This is a genomic window from Notoacmeibacter ruber (assembly GCF_003668555.1).
Classification (GTDB): Bacteria; Pseudomonadota; Alphaproteobacteria; order Rhizobiales; family Rhizobiaceae; genus Notoacmeibacter; species Notoacmeibacter ruber.
Genome location: NZ_RCWN01000001.1, coordinates 1,857,805 through 1,876,943, shown reverse-complemented (window position 1 = coordinate 1,876,943; position 19,139 = coordinate 1,857,805). Strand labels below are relative to the sequence as shown.

Annotated in this window: 19 protein-coding genes; 11 read left to right on the top strand and 8 right to left on the bottom strand. The window is 59.5% G+C overall.

Translation table 11 applies throughout. The features are described from left to right. The first annotated feature begins 528 nt into the window (after positions 1 to 528). On the top strand, positions 529 to 891 hold the full coding sequence (locus D8780_RS15675) for a hypothetical protein (protein WP_147440301.1): 363 nt from the start codon (positions 529 to 531) through the stop codon (positions 889 to 891). A gap of 9 nt (positions 892 to 900) precedes the next feature. Here D8780_RS15675 and D8780_RS15830 read toward each other — a convergent pair whose 3' ends face one another. From D8780_RS15830 to D8780_RS08915, 4 genes are all read right to left on the bottom strand, one after another. Beyond that, positions 901 to 1,161, bottom strand: a complete 261-nt coding sequence (locus D8780_RS15830) for a hypothetical protein (RefSeq protein WP_199699578.1) — start codon at positions 1,159 to 1,161, stop codon at positions 901 to 903. 49 nt (positions 1,162 to 1,210) lie between these two features. Then, positions 1,211 to 1,888, bottom strand: coding sequence for an extensin-like domain-containing protein (locus D8780_RS08925; protein WP_245412310.1), 678 nt, complete (start codon positions 1,886 to 1,888; stop codon positions 1,211 to 1,213). A 120-nt stretch (positions 1,889 to 2,008) separates the two neighbouring features. Beyond that, the gene (locus D8780_RS08920) at positions 2,009 to 2,965 is read right to left on the bottom strand and encodes a DMT family transporter (RefSeq protein WP_199699577.1); all 957 of its coding nucleotides are present in this window, start codon (positions 2,963 to 2,965) and stop codon (positions 2,009 to 2,011) included. Further along, on the bottom strand, positions 2,958 to 3,446 hold the full coding sequence (locus D8780_RS08915) for a DUF1499 domain-containing protein (RefSeq protein WP_121645276.1): 489 nt from the start codon (positions 3,444 to 3,446) through the stop codon (positions 2,958 to 2,960). The genes D8780_RS08920 and D8780_RS08915 overlap by 8 nt, the downstream gene beginning before the upstream one ends. A gap of 228 nt (positions 3,447 to 3,674) precedes the next feature. Here D8780_RS08915 and greA point away from each other — a divergent pair, with 228 nt between their 5' ends. The 8 genes from greA to D8780_RS08875 all read left to right on the top strand — a co-directional run bounded on the left by greA (position 3,675) and on the right by D8780_RS08875 (position 11,317). Beyond that, positions 3,675 to 4,148: a transcription elongation factor GreA gene (gene greA / locus D8780_RS08910; protein WP_121646475.1), complete on the top strand. Its 474-nt coding sequence runs from the start codon at positions 3,675 to 3,677 to the stop codon at positions 4,146 to 4,148. 35 nt (positions 4,149 to 4,183) lie between these two features. Beyond that, on the top strand, positions 4,184 to 5,236 hold the full coding sequence (locus tag D8780_RS08905; protein WP_121645275.1) for a glycosyltransferase family 2 protein: 1,053 nt from the start codon (positions 4,184 to 4,186) through the stop codon (positions 5,234 to 5,236). A 239-nt stretch (positions 5,237 to 5,475) separates the two neighbouring features. Then, a complete protein-coding gene (locus D8780_RS08900; protein WP_158598473.1) occupies positions 5,476 to 6,324 on the top strand; it encodes a glycosyltransferase family 2 protein in 849 nt (282 codons plus the stop codon). Continuing rightward, the gene (locus D8780_RS08895) at positions 6,324 to 7,172 is read left to right on the top strand and encodes a glycosyltransferase family 2 protein (protein WP_121645273.1); all 849 of its coding nucleotides are present in this window, start codon (positions 6,324 to 6,326) and stop codon (positions 7,170 to 7,172) included. The genes D8780_RS08900 and D8780_RS08895 overlap by 1 nt, the downstream gene beginning before the upstream one ends. Beyond that, on the top strand, positions 7,169 to 8,191 hold the full coding sequence (locus tag D8780_RS08890) for a glycosyltransferase (RefSeq protein ID WP_121645272.1): 1,023 nt from the start codon (positions 7,169 to 7,171) through the stop codon (positions 8,189 to 8,191). Before D8780_RS08895 ends, D8780_RS08890 begins: the two co-directional genes overlap by 4 nt. Next, positions 8,191 to 9,288: a glycosyltransferase family 4 protein gene (locus D8780_RS08885; RefSeq protein ID WP_121645271.1), complete on the top strand. Its 1,098-nt coding sequence runs from the start codon at positions 8,191 to 8,193 to the stop codon at positions 9,286 to 9,288. Before D8780_RS08890 ends, D8780_RS08885 begins: the two co-directional genes overlap by 1 nt. 95 nt (positions 9,289 to 9,383) lie before the next feature. After that, entirely contained in the window at positions 9,384 to 10,370 is a 987-nt protein-coding gene (gene trxB, locus D8780_RS08880; RefSeq protein WP_121645270.1) for a thioredoxin-disulfide reductase, read from the top strand. 50 nt (positions 10,371 to 10,420) lie between these two features. Then, the gene (locus D8780_RS08875) at positions 10,421 to 11,317 is read left to right on the top strand and encodes a LysR family transcriptional regulator (RefSeq protein ID WP_121645269.1); all 897 of its coding nucleotides are present in this window, start codon (positions 10,421 to 10,423) and stop codon (positions 11,315 to 11,317) included. A gap of 137 nt (positions 11,318 to 11,454) precedes the next feature. Here D8780_RS08875 and D8780_RS08870 read toward each other — a convergent pair whose 3' ends face one another. From D8780_RS08870 to D8780_RS08860, 3 genes are all read right to left on the bottom strand, one after another. Continuing rightward, entirely contained in the window at positions 11,455 to 12,360 is a 906-nt protein-coding gene (locus D8780_RS08870) for a hypothetical protein (protein WP_121645268.1), read from the bottom strand. Positions 12,361 to 12,499: 139 nt separating this feature from the next. Further along, positions 12,500 to 12,736 carry an excalibur calcium-binding domain-containing protein gene (locus D8780_RS08865; RefSeq protein WP_121645267.1) on the bottom strand — a complete coding sequence of 79 codons (237 nt, stop codon included), beginning with the start codon at positions 12,734 to 12,736 and terminating at the stop codon, positions 12,500 to 12,502. Positions 12,737 to 12,782: 46 nt separating this feature from the next. Next, a complete protein-coding gene (locus tag D8780_RS08860; RefSeq protein WP_121645266.1) occupies positions 12,783 to 13,985 on the bottom strand; it encodes a pyridoxal phosphate-dependent aminotransferase in 1,203 nt (400 codons plus the stop codon). 188 nt (positions 13,986 to 14,173) lie between these two features. On the opposite strand from D8780_RS08860, the gene D8780_RS08855 reads away from it, so the two are divergent. Beyond that, a complete protein-coding gene (locus tag D8780_RS08855; RefSeq protein ID WP_121645265.1) occupies positions 14,174 to 14,800 on the top strand; it encodes a glutathione S-transferase family protein in 627 nt (208 codons plus the stop codon). A 119-nt stretch (positions 14,801 to 14,919) separates the two neighbouring features. Continuing rightward, positions 14,920 to 15,255 (top strand): hypothetical protein, encoded by a 336-nt coding sequence (locus D8780_RS08850; RefSeq protein WP_121645264.1) that lies wholly within the window; start codon positions 14,920 to 14,922, stop codon positions 15,253 to 15,255. A gap of 102 nt (positions 15,256 to 15,357) precedes the next feature. Here D8780_RS08850 and carB read toward each other — a convergent pair whose 3' ends face one another. Then, the gene (gene carB / locus D8780_RS08845) at positions 15,358 to 18,846 is read right to left on the bottom strand and encodes a carbamoyl-phosphate synthase large subunit (protein WP_121646474.1); all 3,489 of its coding nucleotides are present in this window, start codon (positions 18,844 to 18,846) and stop codon (positions 15,358 to 15,360) included. Positions 18,847 to 19,139: the final 293 nt, after the last annotated feature.

Here is a 19,139-nt window from a genome sequence, read left to right as displayed (position 1 = left end):
AGCCAAATCGTTGGCTTCCGGTCCGCTTCGCGGACCATTCCTCACCCCTTTGGCTACGGACTTTCGGTGAGCCAAGACCGTTCGAGCCTGCGGGGCAGTGAAGCCCGTCTTGCGGATCGACAACGATTTGTCGATCCGAGGGCTGAACGCTCGGAGCACGAGCGGAGAGCTGAAGCAGGAGGCGGCAGTATTCACGGGCGGGTCTCCGCCGGGAAGGATGCTGCCGTCACAGAGACGCTCAGTCGATAATCGCCTGGACGGTGGCCGGAAGGTCGCACTCACACCACCCAAGGACACGCGCCTTTCCGGCCACCGTCTTTGCTCATTTCCTTTCCCACCCGCCGGCGGCCGACGCGCATGGCCAGCGGGTCTTTCGGCATGTCCGCCGTTTCGCGGACGGCCGCGCCGTGCGGTTTTCTCCGCTATCGGCGAAACCGGGCGGGCCGTTTGGCCGTTCCGGTGCCATCGGCTAGTCTGCCGCATGGCGCGCATCCCGCCGCGCCGTTCGCATCGGACCGGAGGATTTCCATGCGCGCCCTGTTTCCTTCCGCCCTTATCGCGATGGCCATCGCGACTGCCGCTCTGGCTGGCGCGGTCTCGCCCGCCAGCGCCGCGCCGCTCACCGCCGCCGAAATCAAGGCGCAGATGGAAGGCAAGACCATCAAGACGCGGCGCTTCGGCATGGCCATCACGCTCAATTATCGCGCCAATGGCACGGTGACGGCGCGCGCCTTCCTCGGCTCGGTCGACGGCACCTGGCGCGCTAACGGCAACCAGGTCTGCACGACCTTTCCGCGCGGCCCGGCCAAGGGCACCGAATGCGTGACCTTCGAGAAGATCGGGCCGAACCGCTATCGCAATTCCAAGGGTGTCGAATTCACCGTGCAGTGAGGCGCGGCCTCAGCGTTTGTCTTCGCATCGCCCGTCATGGACCGTGCGGTAGCCCGCCGCGCCGGCTTCGCAGGCGTTTCCGAACGTGCGCATGTCGCCATCGCGCCGGGCGCAGACCGGTTCATATTGCTGCGTGCAGACCCGGTCGGAGTCGGGCAGCGGATCGGGTTCGGCTGGGGCGGGACGCTCGCCCGGCACTCCGCCGGTGCAGGCTGTTAGAAGGGCGAGCGTGGCGGCGAGGATGGCGAGGGCCGGGAGCGGCAGTCTCATGGGCGATCTCCTGTTGGTCGCTCGCGTGGCCAAGGCGCTGGCGAAGCCGTCACTTGCAGACGCGGTAGCCGTTCTTCCGGCTCATCAGGTCGAAGTGGAAATGGTCGCCATGGGCTTTGTCGTAGCCGGGGCCGAGCACGGTGGTGAAATAGGGGCAGGCGTCCTCGCGCACCGCGTTCAGAAGCCCCTTCTGGCGGAACGAGAAGAAGCCGGGCTTGGTGACGTCGATGCTCTTGCCGTTCTTCAGGACGATCTCCATCACGTCGAGCGCGTTGCCGGATGCGTGGGCGCTCCACTTGCCCCTGCCGCCTATGCGCGTGCAGCGATAGCTCGATCCGTTGCGGATCTTCTCGACGCCGGAAAAGAAGCGCCAGCGGGCGGAGGGGTTCAGCTCCTCCTTGGCCCAGACCGCCGTCGCCAGCGCCATCTGGCAGGTCAGCGTCGCGGCCGGCTCCACTGCCACCTTGCCGGGCAGGCGGGTGAGCTGGACCGGCCATTCGATGCCGCAACTGGGGCCGTCATGGATGGGGGCCACATCGGTGTATTGCACCTTCATGCGCTTGAGCTTGCGGCGGCACTCGGCCTCCTCGCGCGGCATGACGGCGGGCGCGCCGTAGCCGTCGACTGTCCTTCCGAACCCTCCCGCGAAGCCGTAGGCGCCGCTATAGCGGCCGGAATCGTCGCCACAGCCCGACAGGGCGAGCAGGGCGCCGCCGATGGCGGCCATGAGACGGAGGTGGGACGGACGGACCATGATACGCAACCCGGATACACAAGGTGCTGGCCTTCCACGCGGCCAGTCCGGGTATTTTAGCCGCGACAAATGAATTCAAAGTTATCCCGAATTTTAGGATTTCGGGCGCTTTTGCGGCCATTGGGCGAGAAGGATCGCGGCAAGGATCAGGCCGCAGCCGACAAGCGCGATGGATGCCAGACGCTCACCGAGGATGATGGCGCCGAAGATGGCGGCGAAGACCGCCTCTGAGGACAGAAGGATCGCCGCCGGCCCGGGTTTGACGTAGCGCTGGCCTCGCGCCTGAAGCGAAAAGGCGAGACCGCCTGCAAAAAGGCCTGTGTAGATGATTTCGGGCAGGGCGACCAGGAGTGACGCCGTGCTGACGGTCTCGAAGACGAGCGCCAGGGGCAGGGCCAGAAGGCATGCAACCACCATCTGCACCGTCGTCAGCGTGACGGGCAGACCGGTGCGCTCTGAGAGGCGGCCGGTGAGCGCCACCTGAAGACCCCAGAAGCTCGCGCTGAGAATGGTCCACCAGTCGCCGGAGTTGAGGCTGCCGCCAAGGCCACCCGACAGTAGGAAAATACCGAAGAGGGCCAGCGCGCTGGCAGGGAAGACGATCGCCCTCGGCTTCTCGCGGAAGAGCAGAAGCACGATGAAAGGCGTGAAAACAACATATAGGCCTGTGAGAAAGCCGGAATTGCCGACGGTCGTCGTTACCAGCCCGACTTGCTGGGTCGCCATGCCGGTGAAGAAGGCAAGGCCCGCCAGCGCATAACCACCCCATTCCGGCATCAGCGTGCCGTGATCGGGAAGCGCCTTGCCGCTTTCCCTCAAGCGGCGCGCCTTGCGCAGTTCCAGCCATGCGAAGGGCAGAAGGCCGACCGTCGCCACGGCAAACCGGGCAGCGATGAACCCGAACGGTCCAAGCGAATCCATCGCCGTGGATTGGGCGACGAAGCCCATGCCCCAGATCGCGCCGGCAAACAGCAGCATGAAAGCAGCTATCAGGCGTGTTCTGAGCGGAAAATCTGCTGAGGCGGTTTGCGGCAATGCGACGTCAGTCATTCTCGATATCGAACCACTGGCGCAGGCGTTTTTCATTGGCGCCGAGATCGCTTCGTCCAAGTAGAGAGCGGCTCATGGCGCGCCAACCTTCCGGCGACCAGCGCAGGTCGACAGTGTCGGGAAACCGCATGAGCGGCGTTCGAACGACATAACGGCGATATGTGATATCTGAGCGATCATCCACCCGCTCGACCTCCGATCGGTCGGCTTCGATGTGCCGTTCAATCCGCGCGAATGCGTTTTCGGCGCTGTCGGGCGGCTCCGGCAGGACCACGTCCGGCTCGGCGCAGAGGCCTTTCGTGCAGCCCAGCGCGTCATTATCAGTCGCGGAACGCTGTGCCGCGTCAAAATCATACATGCCCTGATCGGCCTTTCGCGTTCGGGTCTCCCATCCCGTCAGTCTGCCGTAAGCGATCGCGCCAAGAAACGCAGCAATTGCAACGGCGACAAGAATGGCGAGGATGATCAGGAAGATTTTCATGCCGAATTGATCCCCATGTGGATTATCGCGGGCCAGTTGCGCGATAGGATCGCGAAGTCAAGTTGCGTAGTGGACGTCGTCCCCCCGCTTGGCAGCAGCAAAACGGTTCGCTAGACTCATGGTGGATGTAACGCCTGGCCGCCGAAATGGCGACCGGGGGTTTCTTTTTTGGTCGATGGCCAAGCCTTCCGTGGCCGCTATCGGCGTCAGTACAAATGGAATGAGACAATGCAGAAAGTGCCCATGACCGCTCCGGGTCATCTCAAGCTGAAGGAAGAACTGCGCTGGCGCCAGCAGGAAGAACGGCCGCGCATCATCGATGCGATTTCGGAAGCGCGCGCCCATGGCGATCTCTCCGAGAATGCCGAATACCATGCGGCCAAGGAAGCGCAGAGCCTGAATGAGGGCCGGATCAAGGAACTCGAAGATCTAACCACTCGCGCGGAAATTATCGACGTCTCCAAGATGAGCGGCGACACGATCAAGTTCGGCGCGACGATCAGGCTCGTCGATGAGGATACGGAAGACGAAAAGACCTATCAGATCGTCGGCGATCAGGAGGCTGATCCCAAGGAGGGTCGGATTTCCGTTTCCTCGCCGATCTCCCGTGCGCTGATCGGCAAGAAGGTTGGCGATTCAATCGAGGTGAAAGCGCCTGGCGGGAGCAAATACTACGAAATCCTCGAAGTGAAGTGGCGCTAAGCGCCTGAGACTTTTAAGCGAAATTGGGGGCCGAAATGGCAAATGATGAAGGCACCCCTTTTTCCTATCCGTTTTGCGGCGAGGGAGCGGTTCGCAGCGCAGATGACACGATGCGTCTGCGAGATTTTCTATCTGCTCAATACCGATACCTGAAAAACCTGCGCATCGCCGAGCTTTCGCTGTCGAGCGGTGCCGGCCCCGAACGTTTTTCTGGTGACGCCATCGCTTGCGTCTTTCTCTGCCATGATGATCTGAGATTTCTACCGAGTTTTCTCGAGCACTATCGATCGATGGGCGTCTCACGCTTCATATGCGTCGATGATCGGTCGACCGACGGATCGCGAGAGTTTCTGCAAGCGCAGGAAGATGTCGACCTGTGGGTCTCGGCAAGGCGATATCGTGAGGCTCGGCGCGGTAAGGTGTGGCGTGAATGGCTCATGTGTCGCTATGGATTTGGACGATGGTATTTGAATGTGGATAGTGACGAATATTTCATCGCGCCACTGCACGATCAAATGCCATTGAGTGATTACGTTGCGGTACTGAACCGAAGAGCCATCAGACGTGTCGCTGCGCCGATGATCGATTTCTATCCGCGGGAACTCGAGGAAGCGGTCTTTCACGGCACAAATGGTGAGAAGCCATGGGAGGTAGCCCCCTTATTTGACGGAGGCGATTATGAAGGCCGGCTAGAGCAGGCTGGTCCGATCCTGCTCGGCGGCGTGAGGCGGCGGGTCTTTCATTCCGACAATCATCTGATGAAATACCCTCTTCTCTATTGGGATCGAGCTTGCACACTCGGAGCATCGGTTCATTGGCCGAAACCGGCTCGCTACAATTGGACGACCGAATGGGGCGTACTCCTTCATTTCAAAATCTTCTCCGATCTTGCCGGCCAGGTTCAGCAGGCAATCCAGGAGGGGCAGCACATGGGTGGTGCTGAAAATTATATCGCCCTAAAAAACCATTTGGAGAAAGCAGAAAGCTCGAATTTCATCTATGAAAAGACGATCAATTATACAGGCCCTCAATCGCTTCGTTCGAGGGACTTTCTCAAAAGCGCGATAGAATTTCGCGAGAATACGTGATTTCAGATTGGTCGAGACGCAGATTTATGAAGGATGCGATGGCAGAATATCCTTTTCTCAAAGGCGTGCCTTCTTATACCGACGATTACAGTCTCCCCAAGGCGTTTGCTTATAAAGCGCGGAATGCTTTCCGTTTCGCACGTGATCGTTCGAAAGCCAAGCTGCACGCGGTTTCAGGGTCGGGGCCCTCGACCGTCGCTCCCACCGACTTGATCTGTCTTTGTACGGCTCGGAACGAGATGAGATTTCTCCCGTCCTTCCTCAAGCACTATCGCAGTCTGGGCGTGGACAGGTTCGTGTTCGTCGACGACGGGTCCGAGGATGGAAGCGTCGAATTTCTCAGCGGTCAGGCCGACGTGGATCTCTACACTTCCAAGCTTCGATTTGCCGAAGCCCGACGGGGCCGCCTGTGGCGGGAGCAGCTTGCGCTCTCCTATGGCTTCGATCGCTGGTACATCAACGTGGACTCGGATGAATATCTGATACCGCCGTGTAACGGGAAGATGGACTTCAAAACCTATCTTCGCCGTATCTTCGGCTTGAACAAGCGGCGCATCATCGCGCCGATGATCGATCTGTATCCCATCGGGTCTCTGTCTCATGCGAAATTCGACGCGGGTTCCGGCGGTTATCCCTGGGACGTCGCCGACCATTTCGATCGCGATGGATATCGATATGAGCGGTCAGAAAGTGGAAATATTTCGATCTATGGCGGGCCAAGACACCGGGTGTTCGGCGTCAATGCGAAATTGACGAAATATCCGGTCCTGTGGTGGGATTCAGATACCAGCCTGCGCAAATCCATTCATGCCCCTGACCCCTCATGGCGCAACTCCCCGACAGAATGGGGCGTGCTTTTGCATTTCAAAATCTTTTCGGATTTGAAGCAGCAGGTTGCTGCCGTCGTCGAAAATCGACAGCACTATGACGGTGCTTCCATCTATAAGCAGATGCAGGACCAGATGGACACGGCGATGCCGGAGAGTTTCGAATATAACGGCTCGGTGCATCTCAAGGATATGGAAACATTGCGATCAAGCGGCTTTCTTGTTTCGGCGCTCGATCGCGGGAAGGATAGAACCAGTTAATGGCACTTCCGCTCTCCGCCTTCATCATATGCAAGAATGAGGCCGCCTATCTCGGCAATTGTCTCGAAAGCCTGCGTTGCTGCTCCGAGATTGTCGTCGTCGACTCCGGATCGACTGACGGCACGCTTGATCTGATTGCGGATTATGCCGAGCGCGGCTTTCCGATCCGCCTTTTTGAGCGTGGCTGGCCGGGTTATGCCGCGCAGAAACAGTTTGCGCTGGAGCAGTGCACGCAACCATGGTGTCTGAACATCGATGCGGATGAGCGTCTCGACCGCGCCTTGGTCGACGCCCTGCCGGCTTTGCTCGCGGCCTCCGATCACATTGCCGGCTGGAAGATTGCGCGTCGGCCTTTCCTGATTGGGTACGGTTATACGCCGGAGCACGCTCATGAGCGGCGCAATCTGCGTCTGATCCGGAAAGGACGAGGCACATACGATCTTTCGCTGATGGTTCATGAGGGGATCGTTCCGGATGGAGAGGTTCGCCCTTCCAAAGAGGGGAGTCTCCTGCATTTCAGGCCGTTGCCGCTCGATGAGCAGATCCTCAAGGAGAACAACTATTCCTCGCTGAAAGCGGACATGCAGCTGGAGAGGGGACGAAAGCCCAGTGTCGTCAAACTCCTGTTCAGTCCGACAACCTATTTTCTTCGTCTTTATTTCCGCACGGGCCTGTGGCGCTGCGGCGTGCCGGGCCTGATCCAGGCGATGACCGGCGCGGCCTATTCCTTCATGACGGAAGCGAAGAAGTTCGAGCGCACGGCATTGCGTGATGGCCCACCCGTGGAGGATGGGACGGAAATCTGGTGGCGTGAATCCGGGAACAGCGAAGAAAGGGACATCGCTTGAAGGTCTTTCACTTTCATTTTGGCAAGGATGGCGGCGCGGAGCGTTTTTTTACCCATCTCGTCGCCGCGCTCGGCGAACGCGGGGTCGAACAGACCGCCGTCATCCGCCCGAAACGTCTTTGGCGGCCAGCCATCGCGCCCTATGCCACGATTATCGAAAGCCATTTTCGGGATTTGTCGACCGACAGGCTGCTCTTGCCGCTACGGATGAAACGGCGTGTCAGTAAAGAAAGACCGGATGCAGTGTTGGCATGGATGCCGAAGGGAGCCAAGCTGATGCCCGCCGACCCGAAGACACACAAGATCGCGCGGCTGGGCGATTATCCGCTACGCCTCAAGCATTTCGACCGGCTCGACACGCTGGTCTGCAATACGCCAGGCATAGCGGAGCGTGTGCGTGAACTTGGTTGGACGCGCAATGTCGAGGTCATTACGAATTTCACGAATGAGGAGCGCGTTGCGCCGGTCGATCGCGCTGCATATGGCGCGGGCCCGGACGATTTCGTGGTCTCGACGATGGGCCGCTTCGTGCCCCGCAAGGGTTTTGACGTTCTGATCGATGCAGCCGCTCTCAACCCCTCCATTCATCTTTGGATCATGGGCGACGGCGAACTGGCGGAGGCTCTGGCGGAGCAGGCGAAGGAACGCGGTGTCGAAAACAGGGTCAAATTTCTCGGCTGGCAGTCCGATATCCGGCCGTTTGTCGCGGCCAGCGACGCCTTCGCGATGGCTTCCAACCACGAGCCTCTCGGCAATGTCGTGCTGGAGGCATGGGCACAGGGCAAGCCGGTGGTCTCGACACGGTGCGAAGGCCCGAGTTGGTTCATGGAGGACGGCGCCGATGGCCTGATGGTCGATATCGGCGATGCGGAGGGCTTTGCCAAAGCGTTCGCGAGGTTAAAAGAAGAGGACGGCCTGGCAGAACGTCTGGCAGCGGGGGGGATGGCAACCCTCAAAAGCCGTTTTTCCAAACAGGCGATCTGCGACCAATACATACGTCTTTTCAAAGAAAAACCCTGATGGTTACGTCCCCGCCCGCAGCGCGCCGCGCGGCATCGCCTGAACCTTTGCTGGCGGTCGCGCCCAATCTGAAGCGACGGCTGTCCGGTGTCACCGCGACGATCGCACGTCTGGTGCCATTGCAGGCTCAAAAGGAGCCGGTTGCTGCCTACGGGACGGGATTGCCGCACGATGTGCCGACGATCGGCACGTTGCGGCTTCTGCGGGAGGGCTATCGGCGGCGGTCTGGCCAGCCGGTCTTCCATGCCCGGCGCAATACCGAAATGCTGCTGGGGCTCGTTCTCCGTGACCTTCTGTTCGGACGCTGGAAGCTGCTCTTCACCTCAGCCTCTCAACGGCACCATACCGCTTGGAGCCGTTTTCTGATCTCCCGGATGGATCACGTCATTGCCACCTCGGCGGCGGGGCAGGCCTATCTGGCCGTGCCATCAGACGTCGTCCATCACGGCATCGATATAGACAGCTTTTCACCTCCTTCCGACCGGGCTGCGTCACGAAAATCGCTTGGGCTTCCCGAGAGACCCACGATTGGCTGTTTTGGACGTATCCGCAGGCAAAAGGGCACTGACGTCTTCGTCGAGGCGATGATCGCGCTTCTCGCGGAACGCCCGGCCTGGCAGGGGGTGGTGCTGGGACGCGCGACGGAGGGCCACCAGGCTTTCCTCGGCGAACTCCAGAGCAAAGCGGAGGCCGCAGGTCTTGCCGACAGGATTCTCTATCCGCCGGAAGTACCGGTCGACGAAGTGCCGCAATGGTACAAGGCACTCGATATTTTCGTGGCCCCACAACGCTGGGAAGGGTTTGGTCTGACGGTTCTGGAAGCATTGTCGACAGGCGTTCCGACGGTCGCCACACGGGTCGGCGCTTTTCCCGAACTCATCGTCGACGGCGAAACGGGTTTTCTCATAGAGCCGGGAAATGAGAATGCGATGATTGGTCCGCTCGCCGGTCTTATGGATAATGAGGCTGAACGGAAAGCGATGGCCGTGGCGGCGCGGCGCTATGCCGAGCAACATTTTTCGATCGAAACGGAAGTCGAAACGTTGCTCGCGATCTACCGCCGCCTGGCCAATGAATCGTGGGATTCGGCCCGCTGACCTTGCGGGCGGCCAAGGCCTACGCTTATCTGCCAACTTAATAGCCCTGTCCTGGTACAGGGCGAGCCAGCCATACGTCGTCTCAGGAGACATGAATGCCAGCGTCCGCTCAGCACACAAGCGTCCTCGTCATCGGTTCCGGCCCGGCTGGCTATACCGCTGCCATCTATGCCTCGCGCGCTCTGCTGGAGCCGGTCCTGATTGCAGGGCTGGAGCAGGGCGGCCAGTTGATGATTACCACCGATGTGGAGAACTATCCCGGCTTTGCAGACCCCATCATGGGGCCGCAATTGATGGAGCAGATGCGTCAGCAGGCCGAAAATGTCGGGGCGCGTCTCGTTTCGGATATCGTGACGGACGTCAATCTGGATATCCGCCCGTTCCGCATCACATGCGACAGCGGAGCGGTATGGACCGCCGATTCCGTCATCATTGCAACGGGTGCGCAAGCCAAATGGCTTGGACTACCGAGCGAAGAGACGTTCAAGGGATTTGGCGTCTCAGCCTGCGCAACCTGTGACGGGTTCTTCTATCGCGGCAAGCATGTGCTTGTGGTCGGCGGGGGCAATTCAGCGGTCGAGGAGGCCCTTTATCTTGCCAATATCGCAGAGAAGGTGACAGTCGTTCACCGTCGCGACGAATTCCGCGCCGAGCGTATCCTTCAGGATCGTCTGTTCCGCCAGAAGAATGTCGAAATCCTCTGGAATACCGAGGTCGACGAAATGCTTGGCACCCAACCCAAGGCGCCCCTTCCGCCATCGGTCAATGCTGTCCGTCTGAAAGATGTGACAACGGGCGAGACCCGCGAAATGGATATTGACGGCGTGTTCGTCGCGATTGGGCATGCGCCGGCCGTTTCGCTCTTCGAGGGCAAGCTGAAGCAGAAGCCCAACGGCTACCTCTGGACGGAAGCGGATTCGACCCGCACCTCGGTGCCCGGCGTTTTTGCCGCAGGCGATGTGGCAGACGATATCTATCGCCAAGCCGTTACCGCCGCCGGCCTTGGCTGCATGGCTGCCCTTGAGGCCGAACGCTATCTCGCCGGTATTGCATCGGAAACCGAAGTACAGGCTGCCGAATAAGACTGAGCCGCAAGGCCCGGTTGTCGGATCGGCAGCAAGAGGAGCAAAGTATGCCGGTCGATTGGGACAAATTGCGGGTTTTTCACGCCGCGGCGCAAGCTGGTTCGTTCACACATGCGGCAGACACACTCAACCTTTCGCAATCGGCGATCAGCCGGCAGGTCAGCGCACTGGAACACGAAATTGGCGTCTCGCTCTTTCACCGCCATGCGCGCGGCCTCGTGCTGACGGAGGCAGGTGAAACGCTGTTCAACACCGCCCAGGAAGTCCTGCTGAAGCTCGAGACGGTTCGGTCAAACCTGACCGAATCGAAGGACAAGCCGAGCGGTCCACTCCGCGTGACCACGACGGTCGGGCTTGGCACGGGATGGCTAGCCAAGCGCGTCGATGAATTCATGCAGCAATATCCGGATGTTCAGTTACAGCTCCTCTTCTCCAATGAAGAACTGGATCTGACGATGCGCGAAGCGGACTGCGCGATCCGGCTGCGTCAGCCGCAGCAGCCGGATCTCATTCAGCGAAAACTCTTCACTGTTCACTTCCACCTCTGGGCGAGCGAGGACTATGTGCGCCGCAAGGGGCAGCCTCAATCATTGGAAGAGCTGCAAAATCACCGATTGATCACTTTCGGCGAGCCGGTCATCGCTTATCTGCGGAATCTGAACTGGCTGGAAACGGTGCAGGTCTCCAGTGGAGAACGCCTTCAGCCCAGCTTGCAGATGAACGATCTCAATTCGATCCGGAGCGCCGTTAAGCGCGGTCTCGGGATCGCTATGCTTCCGGACTACATTGTCGACCACGATTCCGGATTTATCCATATCCTTCCGGAAGTCGAGGTGCCGACCTTCGACACCTTTTTCGTCTATGCCGAAGCGATGCGGAGCCAGGCCAAGCTGGAAGCATTTCGCGACTTCATGTTTGCAAAAGCCCGGCGCTGGAGCTTCTAATATTCATTCAGCATTCGGGCGATAAGGTCTATCCGAGGCCGTATCGCAAGTTTCGTCATCTCGGAAAAATATCGAGACCATCAATCCGATGGCCAGACCTGAGGAGGCCTGGCCATCGGATCGAAACGGCTTAGCTGCTATTCAAGCGGGAGAGCCGGCTTGTCACATTCTGGAGGAACAGCTGGTCCGGAACACGGGTCCTTTGGTGGCTGCGCTACTTCACCATCGCCGTTGTCCGAGTCATTATCCGAGCTTGCGGCCAGCGCGACGAAGCCGTCAAGCGTGTTGCCGATCCGAATCTTCGGATCGTCCTGTCGGTGACGCTCGATCAGGCTCTTGCTTTTGCCGCCGAAATAGACGCGAAGGCCACCACGGACCGACACGAAATCCTCATTGAAGGCGCTGTCGACGAAGACGGCTGGAGCAAACCCGCTATTGGTCTGGTAAGCGAATTCCGCACCCGCCTCTCCGTAAACTTCTTCAAGGGCCGTCGCGATGCCTGCTGAAAGCCGCAGATTATCGACCGGATAGAAAGCCCCGGTGAGATCACCGTTGAAATAGACATCGCCGCCTTCCGTCGACCCCTGGACGCCGGCAAAGGCCTCGACCGAGAAGCGGTTAAGATAAACCTCGCCCTCGGCACCGACTTTGTAGAGCGCGCCGTCGAAGGAATCCGAGCCGACCAGTTCGCCGTAGATACCTGCCAGATAGAGCGACGGATCGCGGGTGAAGCCATGAAGACCGCCGCCATAGACCGCATCGCCGTCTCCGGCGAGGATCGCGGCATCGGCCTGCAAGCCGAAGCGCTCGCCAAGCGGCGCCGAGAATGACGCATCGCCGTAGAAACCGGCTGAATCGCCAAGATTGTCGACATCGTAGTAATAGCCGCCGCCAGAAATCTTTCCGTTGAAACCATCGACGGCGGGAAGATCGGCGAACCTTTCGGGCGCGACTTCTGGAATGGCGAGATCGGCGGCATGCGCCGAGACGCCCGCCACAAGCGAAACCGCCACGGAGGCGGCAAAAGTCAGTTTAAATCGCATAGAGTGTACATCCCCCTCTTCTGTATCAACCAGCAATTGCCATGCTGAGCTGATTCAAGCTACGCCAATCAGGGGCGATGTCTCGTGATCAGTTCTTAAATCGCAACTGTGTTGCAAATTTACAAAGTGACGACTGTACTTATCTTGTGCACCCGATCTCGGCCATGATCGCGACGACCTGAACACGGCTCTTGCAGACGTTTTCGCAGGGTATGCCGTCATTGTCGCCATCGGCACGCGGATGCATGCCCGCGCACCATGCGATCACGGCCTCCCGGCAATTGCTGTAATCGGCGCACCGTGCGGCAAAAGCCATGTCGATCGAAACGACCGAAAGGCTGGTCGCGAGTATCACAGCATGAACGAGCGCTTTCATTCTCTCCCCTCCGCTGTTCAGAGGAGAAGAGAGACTGATTGCGACGTTATTTGCAATTGCCGCAGAAGCGCTGGATGCGAGAACATGCGTCTTCCAACTGCTCTTCGCTGGTCGCGTAGCTGATGCGGAAGTTCGGACCCAGCCCGAAGGCCGAACCGTGAACGACGGCGACGCCTTCGGCTTCGAGCAATTCGGTGACGAAATCCTCGTCCGTTTTGATGACCTTGCCGGAGGGAGCGGTCTTGCCGATCAATCCGGCGCAGGACGGGTAGACGTAGAAGGCACCTTCCGGCGTGGGGCAGGTGAGGCCGTTCGCCTGATTCAGCATCGACACCACCAGATCACGCCGATGCTGAAACACTGCCTTGTTCTTCTCGATGAAGTCCTGCGGGCCCGTCAGCGCTTCCACGGCCGCCCACTGACTGATGGAAGCCGGCCCCGAGGTCTGCTGGCTCTGGATGGTCTCCATGGCCTTGATAAGCTCCTTCGGTCCAGCCGCATAGCCGATGCGCCAGCCCGTCATGGAATAGGCCTTGGAGACACCGTTCATGGTGAGGGTACGGTCTTTCAGACCGGGTTCCACCTGAACAGGCGTATGGTAGCTGAAACCCTCGTAGACGAGGTGCTCATACATGTCGTCCGTAAGCACCCAGACGTTGGGATGACGCATGAGAACGTCTGTGAGAGCCTTGATCTCGTCCTTGGTATAGGCCGCGCCCGAAGGGTTGGACGGCGAGTTGAAGACCAGCCATTTGGTCTTGTCGGTAATCGCAGCTTCGAGAGCCTCGGGCCGAAGCTTGAAGCCATCCTCAAGATGGGTCTCAGCAAAGACGGATTCTCCGCCGCAAATCGCCACCATCTCGGGATAGGAAACCCAGTATGGAGCCGGGATCACGACTTCGTCGCCCGGGTTGAGGGTTGCCATGAAGGCGTTGAACAGGATCTGCTTGCCACCGGTGCCGACGATCGTTTGCTGCCAGTCGTATTCGATGCCGTTTTCCCGGCTGAACTTCTCGGCGATCGCCTTTCGCAATTCCGGTATGCCGGCGACAGGCGTATATTTCGTCTCGCCGCGCTCGATCGCGTCCTTGGCTGCCGACTTGATGTTATCAGGCGTATCGAAGTCCGGTTCGCCTGCACCGAGGCTGATCACGTTCCGCCCCTGTGCTTTCAATTCACGTGCCTTCTGGGCGACAGCGATTGTCGCGGAAGGCTGAACGCGTGAGAGAATGTCGGCGAGAAAGGCCATGAGGTGCTGGCTCCCTAAACTTTTGTCGTTTCTGGGCGGACCCGTCAGAGGTCGGCGCTCCTTAGCGCTGCTTGCGAGCAGGAGCAAGACGCCCGCTCACATGGTCGATGTCAGGGTGACAGCAGAACGTTTGACGCAAGAGTGCGTTCAGGATCGAATTAGGCCTGACATAGAAAGGTTGGATCGCTGTGCTGACACTTTATTCCATGCCGAGTTCCGGCAACTCCCACAAGGTTCGTTTGCTGTTCAAGAAACTCGGTATCGAGTATCGCCACGTGGCAGCAGAGTATGGCAGCGGCGTCACCCGCAGTCCGGAATTTCTCGAAAAGAACCCGCACGGTCGAGTTCCGCTCGTCGAGTGGGACGATGGCAGGGTCCTCTCGGAAAGCAACGCCATTCTCTGCCATTTCGGGGAAGGCACGCGGTTCATTCCCGGCGACCCTTTCAAGCGAGCCAAAATGTTCGAATGGATGTTCTGGGAGCAGAACTCGCATGAAGCGACGGTCGCCGTTCGTGCCGCCATCCTGAATTATCGTCACCGCGAAGCGGAGCGCCGGTCAGATGTTCTCGATCCACTTTTCGATGCGGGACAGCGCAACCTCTACCGAATGGAAATCCAGCTTCAGAAAACGCCTTATCTCATTGGCGACGAGATAAGCCTGGCGGATCTCAGCCTCTATCCCTACAGCGCGACCGCAGAGAGCCGGGGAGGTTTCGACCTCTCCGATATGCCGGCACTGGAGGAATGGTTGCGGCGTGTCGAACAGGATCCGGACCATATCCCGCTCGACTGGCTCCCCGAAGAGAAAGGCTGAGCCGATACACTCATGACTTGACGGCGGGCTCGTTACTTCAATCTTCAAGGGAAGGCTAATAAATAAACGGCGTCTCTGGTCGGTTCGATCACGCGCAAAGGCTTTTCGGGAGAGAGAGCGTGAGAAAACTGCCTCTGACGATAATCGTTTTCGGCCTGATGGCGACGGCCAGTGCCGCCGCGCCGGGCGATCCGCGTATCAATGTCGACGGCATGAGCTGCAGGGAAGTTCGCAATGTTGTTGCGCGGACGGGCGCGGCCATTCTCCGTTATTCGTCCAGACAATCGGACCGGATTCTCTATGACCGGTTTGTCGCAGATGATCACTTCTGTCAGCCTGGCGAGCTTGCCATCGGCGAAACCGTCTTTCGGCGTGAGGGCAAATGCCGTCTTCTGACGTGCCAGATTCCCGAACGTGACAATTGTCGTCTGGGAGACATGTTCTGCCGATACTGATTTGCAGGGCAGGGAGATAGGGCGGCACGGGACGTCCGACGGTATTTGCCCTTCGGAAGAGAGCCGGCTGTCTGGCCGGCTCGTCTTTCTGCTGTAGCGCCTTTAGACGAAGTAATCCTGCAAAGGGCGAACCTCCAGGTTGCCGGCACGCAGCGCCGCGATGGCGAGCGAGGCAGCCTCGGCTCCCGACAGGGTGGTGTAGTAGGGCACCTTCTGCATGAGGGCGGCCCGCCTTAGCGATTTTGAATCGCTAACGGCTTTGGCCCCATCGGTCGTGTTGATGACGAGTTGAACCTGGCGATTGCGAAGCGCGTCCTCGATATGAGGCCGTCCCTCGAGCACCTTGTTGATCTTGTTCGCCTCCACGCCGTTTTCATTCAGAAAACGCGCCGTTCCGCCAGTCGCAATGATGTCGAAGCCGTTATTGCGCAAGCGGCGGATACCGCTGAGCATCCCTTCCTTGTCCTCGTCGCGCACCGAGACGAACACGGTGCCGCTGCGGGGAAGGTCGACGCCCGCACCGAGCTGGCTTTTCGCAAAGGCCAGCGCGTAGTCCCGATCCAGCCCCATGACTTCGCCGGTCGAACGCATTTCCGGCCCGAGAAGCGTATCGACACCGGGGAAGCGGGCGAAGGGGAAAACCGCCTCTTTCACGGCGATGTGCTGAAGCTCGCGGATGTCAGGCTTGTCACCATAATCTGCAAAGGCTTCATCAAGGGTCTCGCCAGCCATGATGCGCGCAGCGATCTTGGCAATCGGGCGACCGATCGTCTTCGCGACGAATGGCACGGTACGGGACGCTCTCGGATTCACTTCGAGAATGAAGACCGTGTCGTCCTTGATCGCATATTGCACGTTCATCAGGCCGCCAACCTTGAGCGCGCGGGCAAGGGCCGCGGTCTGGGTCTCAAGTTCCGTCACGACCGCGTCGCCGAGCGAATGGACGGGCAAGGAGCACGCACTGTCGCCGGAGTGGATGCCGGCTTCCTCGATATGCTCCAGAATGCCGGAAACGTAGACGTTCTGGCCGTCGCAAAGACAGTCGACATCGACTTCGATTGCTCCCGCGAGATAGGTGTCGAACAGGAGCGGATTCTTGCCGAGCAACGTATTGATCTGTCCGGTCTTGTCGTTCGGATAGCGGGCCTTGATGTCCTCGGGGACGAGTTCCGGCACGGTGTCCAGCAGATAGCTCTGAAGGCCCCCTTCGTCGCGAATGATCTGCATGGCGCGGCCGCCCAGCACATAGGATGGGCGAACGACCAGCGGATAACCCAGTTCGCCGGCGACCAGCCGCGCCTGTTCGACTGAATAGGCGATGCCGTTCTTGGGCTGGCTGAGGCCAAGCTTGGTCAGGAGTTTCTGGAACCGGTCGCGGTCCTCCGCCAGATCGATCGCGTCGGGACTGGTGCCAAGAATCGGAATGCCGTTCCGCTCAAGGGCATCGGCGAGCTTCAGCGGCGTCTGTCCGCCAAACTGAACGATGACGCCATGGAGTGTTCCCGCCTGTTGCTCGGTCCGCAGAATTTCAAGAACGTCTTCGGCCGTCAGAGGCTCGAAATAAAGCCGGTCCGACGTGTCGTAATCGGTGGAGACCGTCTCCGGATTGCAGTTGACCATGATCGATTCATAGCCTGCATCCGCCAGTGCGAAGGCGGCATGACAGCAGCAATAGTCGAATTCGATACCCTGGCCGATCCGGTTCGGACCGCCGCCGAGAATGACGACCTTCTTGCGGTCTGAGACTTCCGCTTCATTGGCCGGCTGGCCCACAAACGGCTTCTCGTAACTGGAATACATATAGGCGGTCGGCGAAGCGAATTCGGCCGCGCAGGTGTCGATCCGCTTGAAGACCGGGTGCACATCCAACTTGTTGCGAAGCGCCTTGACCTGATCTTCGTCGATTCCAGCCAGCGCGCCGAGCCTTGCGTCGGAAAAGCCCATCGCCTTCAGCATGCGCATATTGTCGGCATCCTGCGGCAGACCGTGTTCCCGAACGCGCTCTTCCGTGTCAATGATCGCCTTGATCTGGCGGAGGAACCACGGGTCGATATGCGATGCGTCCTGAATGGCCTCCAGCGTCATCCCATGGCGCATGGCTTGGGCAACGTGGCGCAGCCGGTCGGGTGTCGCTGTGCGGACCGCCGCGATCAGGGCATTCTTGTCGTCATCGTCGCCCGCCATGCCAGGAATCTCGATCTCGTCGAGGCCGGTCAGACCGGTTTCCAGTCCCCGCAGAGCCTTCTGGAGGGATTCCTGAAAGCTGCGGCCGATCGCCATGACCTCGCCGACGCTTTTCATGGCGGTCGTCAGGAAAGGTTTGGCGCCGGGGAATTTCTCGAAGGCGAAACGCGGGATCTTCGTAACGACGTAGTCGATCGAGGGCTCGAAGCTGGCCGGCGTGGCGCCGCCCGTAATGTCGTTTTCCAACTCGTCGAGTGTGTAGCCGACCGCAAGACGGGCGGCGACCTTGGCGATGGGAAAGCCGGTGGCCTTTGAGGCAAGGGCCGAGGACCGCGATACACGCGGGTTCATCTCGATCACCACGAGGCGACCATTCGCCGGGTTTACAGCAAATTGCACGTTCGACCCGCCGGTCTCGACACCGATCTCGCGCAGCACCGCAATCGATGCGTTGCGCATGATCTGATATTCCTTGTCCGTCAGGGTCAGAGCCGGCGCGACCGTGATCGAATCGCCGGTATGGACGCCCATCGGATCAACGTTCTCGATCGAGCAGATGATGATGCAATTGTCTGCACGGTCGCGCACGACCTCCATCTCGTACTCTTTCCAACCGAGGACGCTCTCCTCGATCAGCACTTCCGTCGTCGGCGAGGCATCGAGGCCGTAGGAAACGATCTGATTGAATTCATCTTCATTGTAGGCAATGCCGCCGCCGGTGCCGCCGAGTGTAAAAGACGGGCGTATGATGGCGGGCAGTCCGATGGTTTCAAGCGCGACGGCGGCCTGACCCATCGCGTGGCGCATATAGCGCTGCTTGCGGTCGCTTTCGCCGCGGTTCCACTCGGCTTCCAGTTCGTCCAGTGCTTCGTCGAGCGCATCGCCTGAGAGCGTCTGGCGCAACTCGCTGCGGCGTTCCTCGTGTTTCTCGCGGTCGGCGTTCTTCACTTCGGTCGCATTGACGAGCATCGATTTGGGCGTTTCCAGGCCGATACGCGCCATCGCCTCGCGGAACAGCTTGCGGTCCTCTGCCTTGTCGATCGCCTCGGCATTGGCGCCGATCATCTCGACATTATAGCGCTCCAGAACACCCATCCGCTTCAGGGAGAGGGCCGTATTCAACGCAGTCTGGCCACCCATCGTGGGCAGCAGCGCGTCGGGGCGCTCTTTGGCGATGATCTTGGCAACGACCTCGGGTGTGATCGGCTCGACATAGGTCGCGTCGGCCAGTTCCGGATCGGTCATGATCGTCGCAGGGTTCGAATTGACCAGAATGACCCGGAAGCCCTCGGCTTTCAGAGCCTTGCAGGCCTGAGTGCCGGAATAGTCGAACTCACATGCCTGACCGATGATGATGGGGCCTGCGCCGATGACGAGGATGGACTGAATGTCTGTGCGTTTCGGCATGGAAATCCCATTTTTCTTGCGCGCAAAAGCCGGGCGGGGGGTACCCATCCGGCTTCATCTCATACTGAAGGCTAAGCGGGGCTTATAGTCAGAACCGGGCCCATGCAACACCCCCGAATCGGTCGCGGGATGACGAATTCACATCTGTTCTTACCGGCCGACGGATCCTCAGATTGTGCTGGCGAACGTCTGCGGTGGTAAGCCAGCTTTCGAAGAATGGCTTATTGCTACAGTAGAAGCCTGACGAGACGCGCCTATAACAATGGCGAGACACGTTGATCCAACCCGGAGAA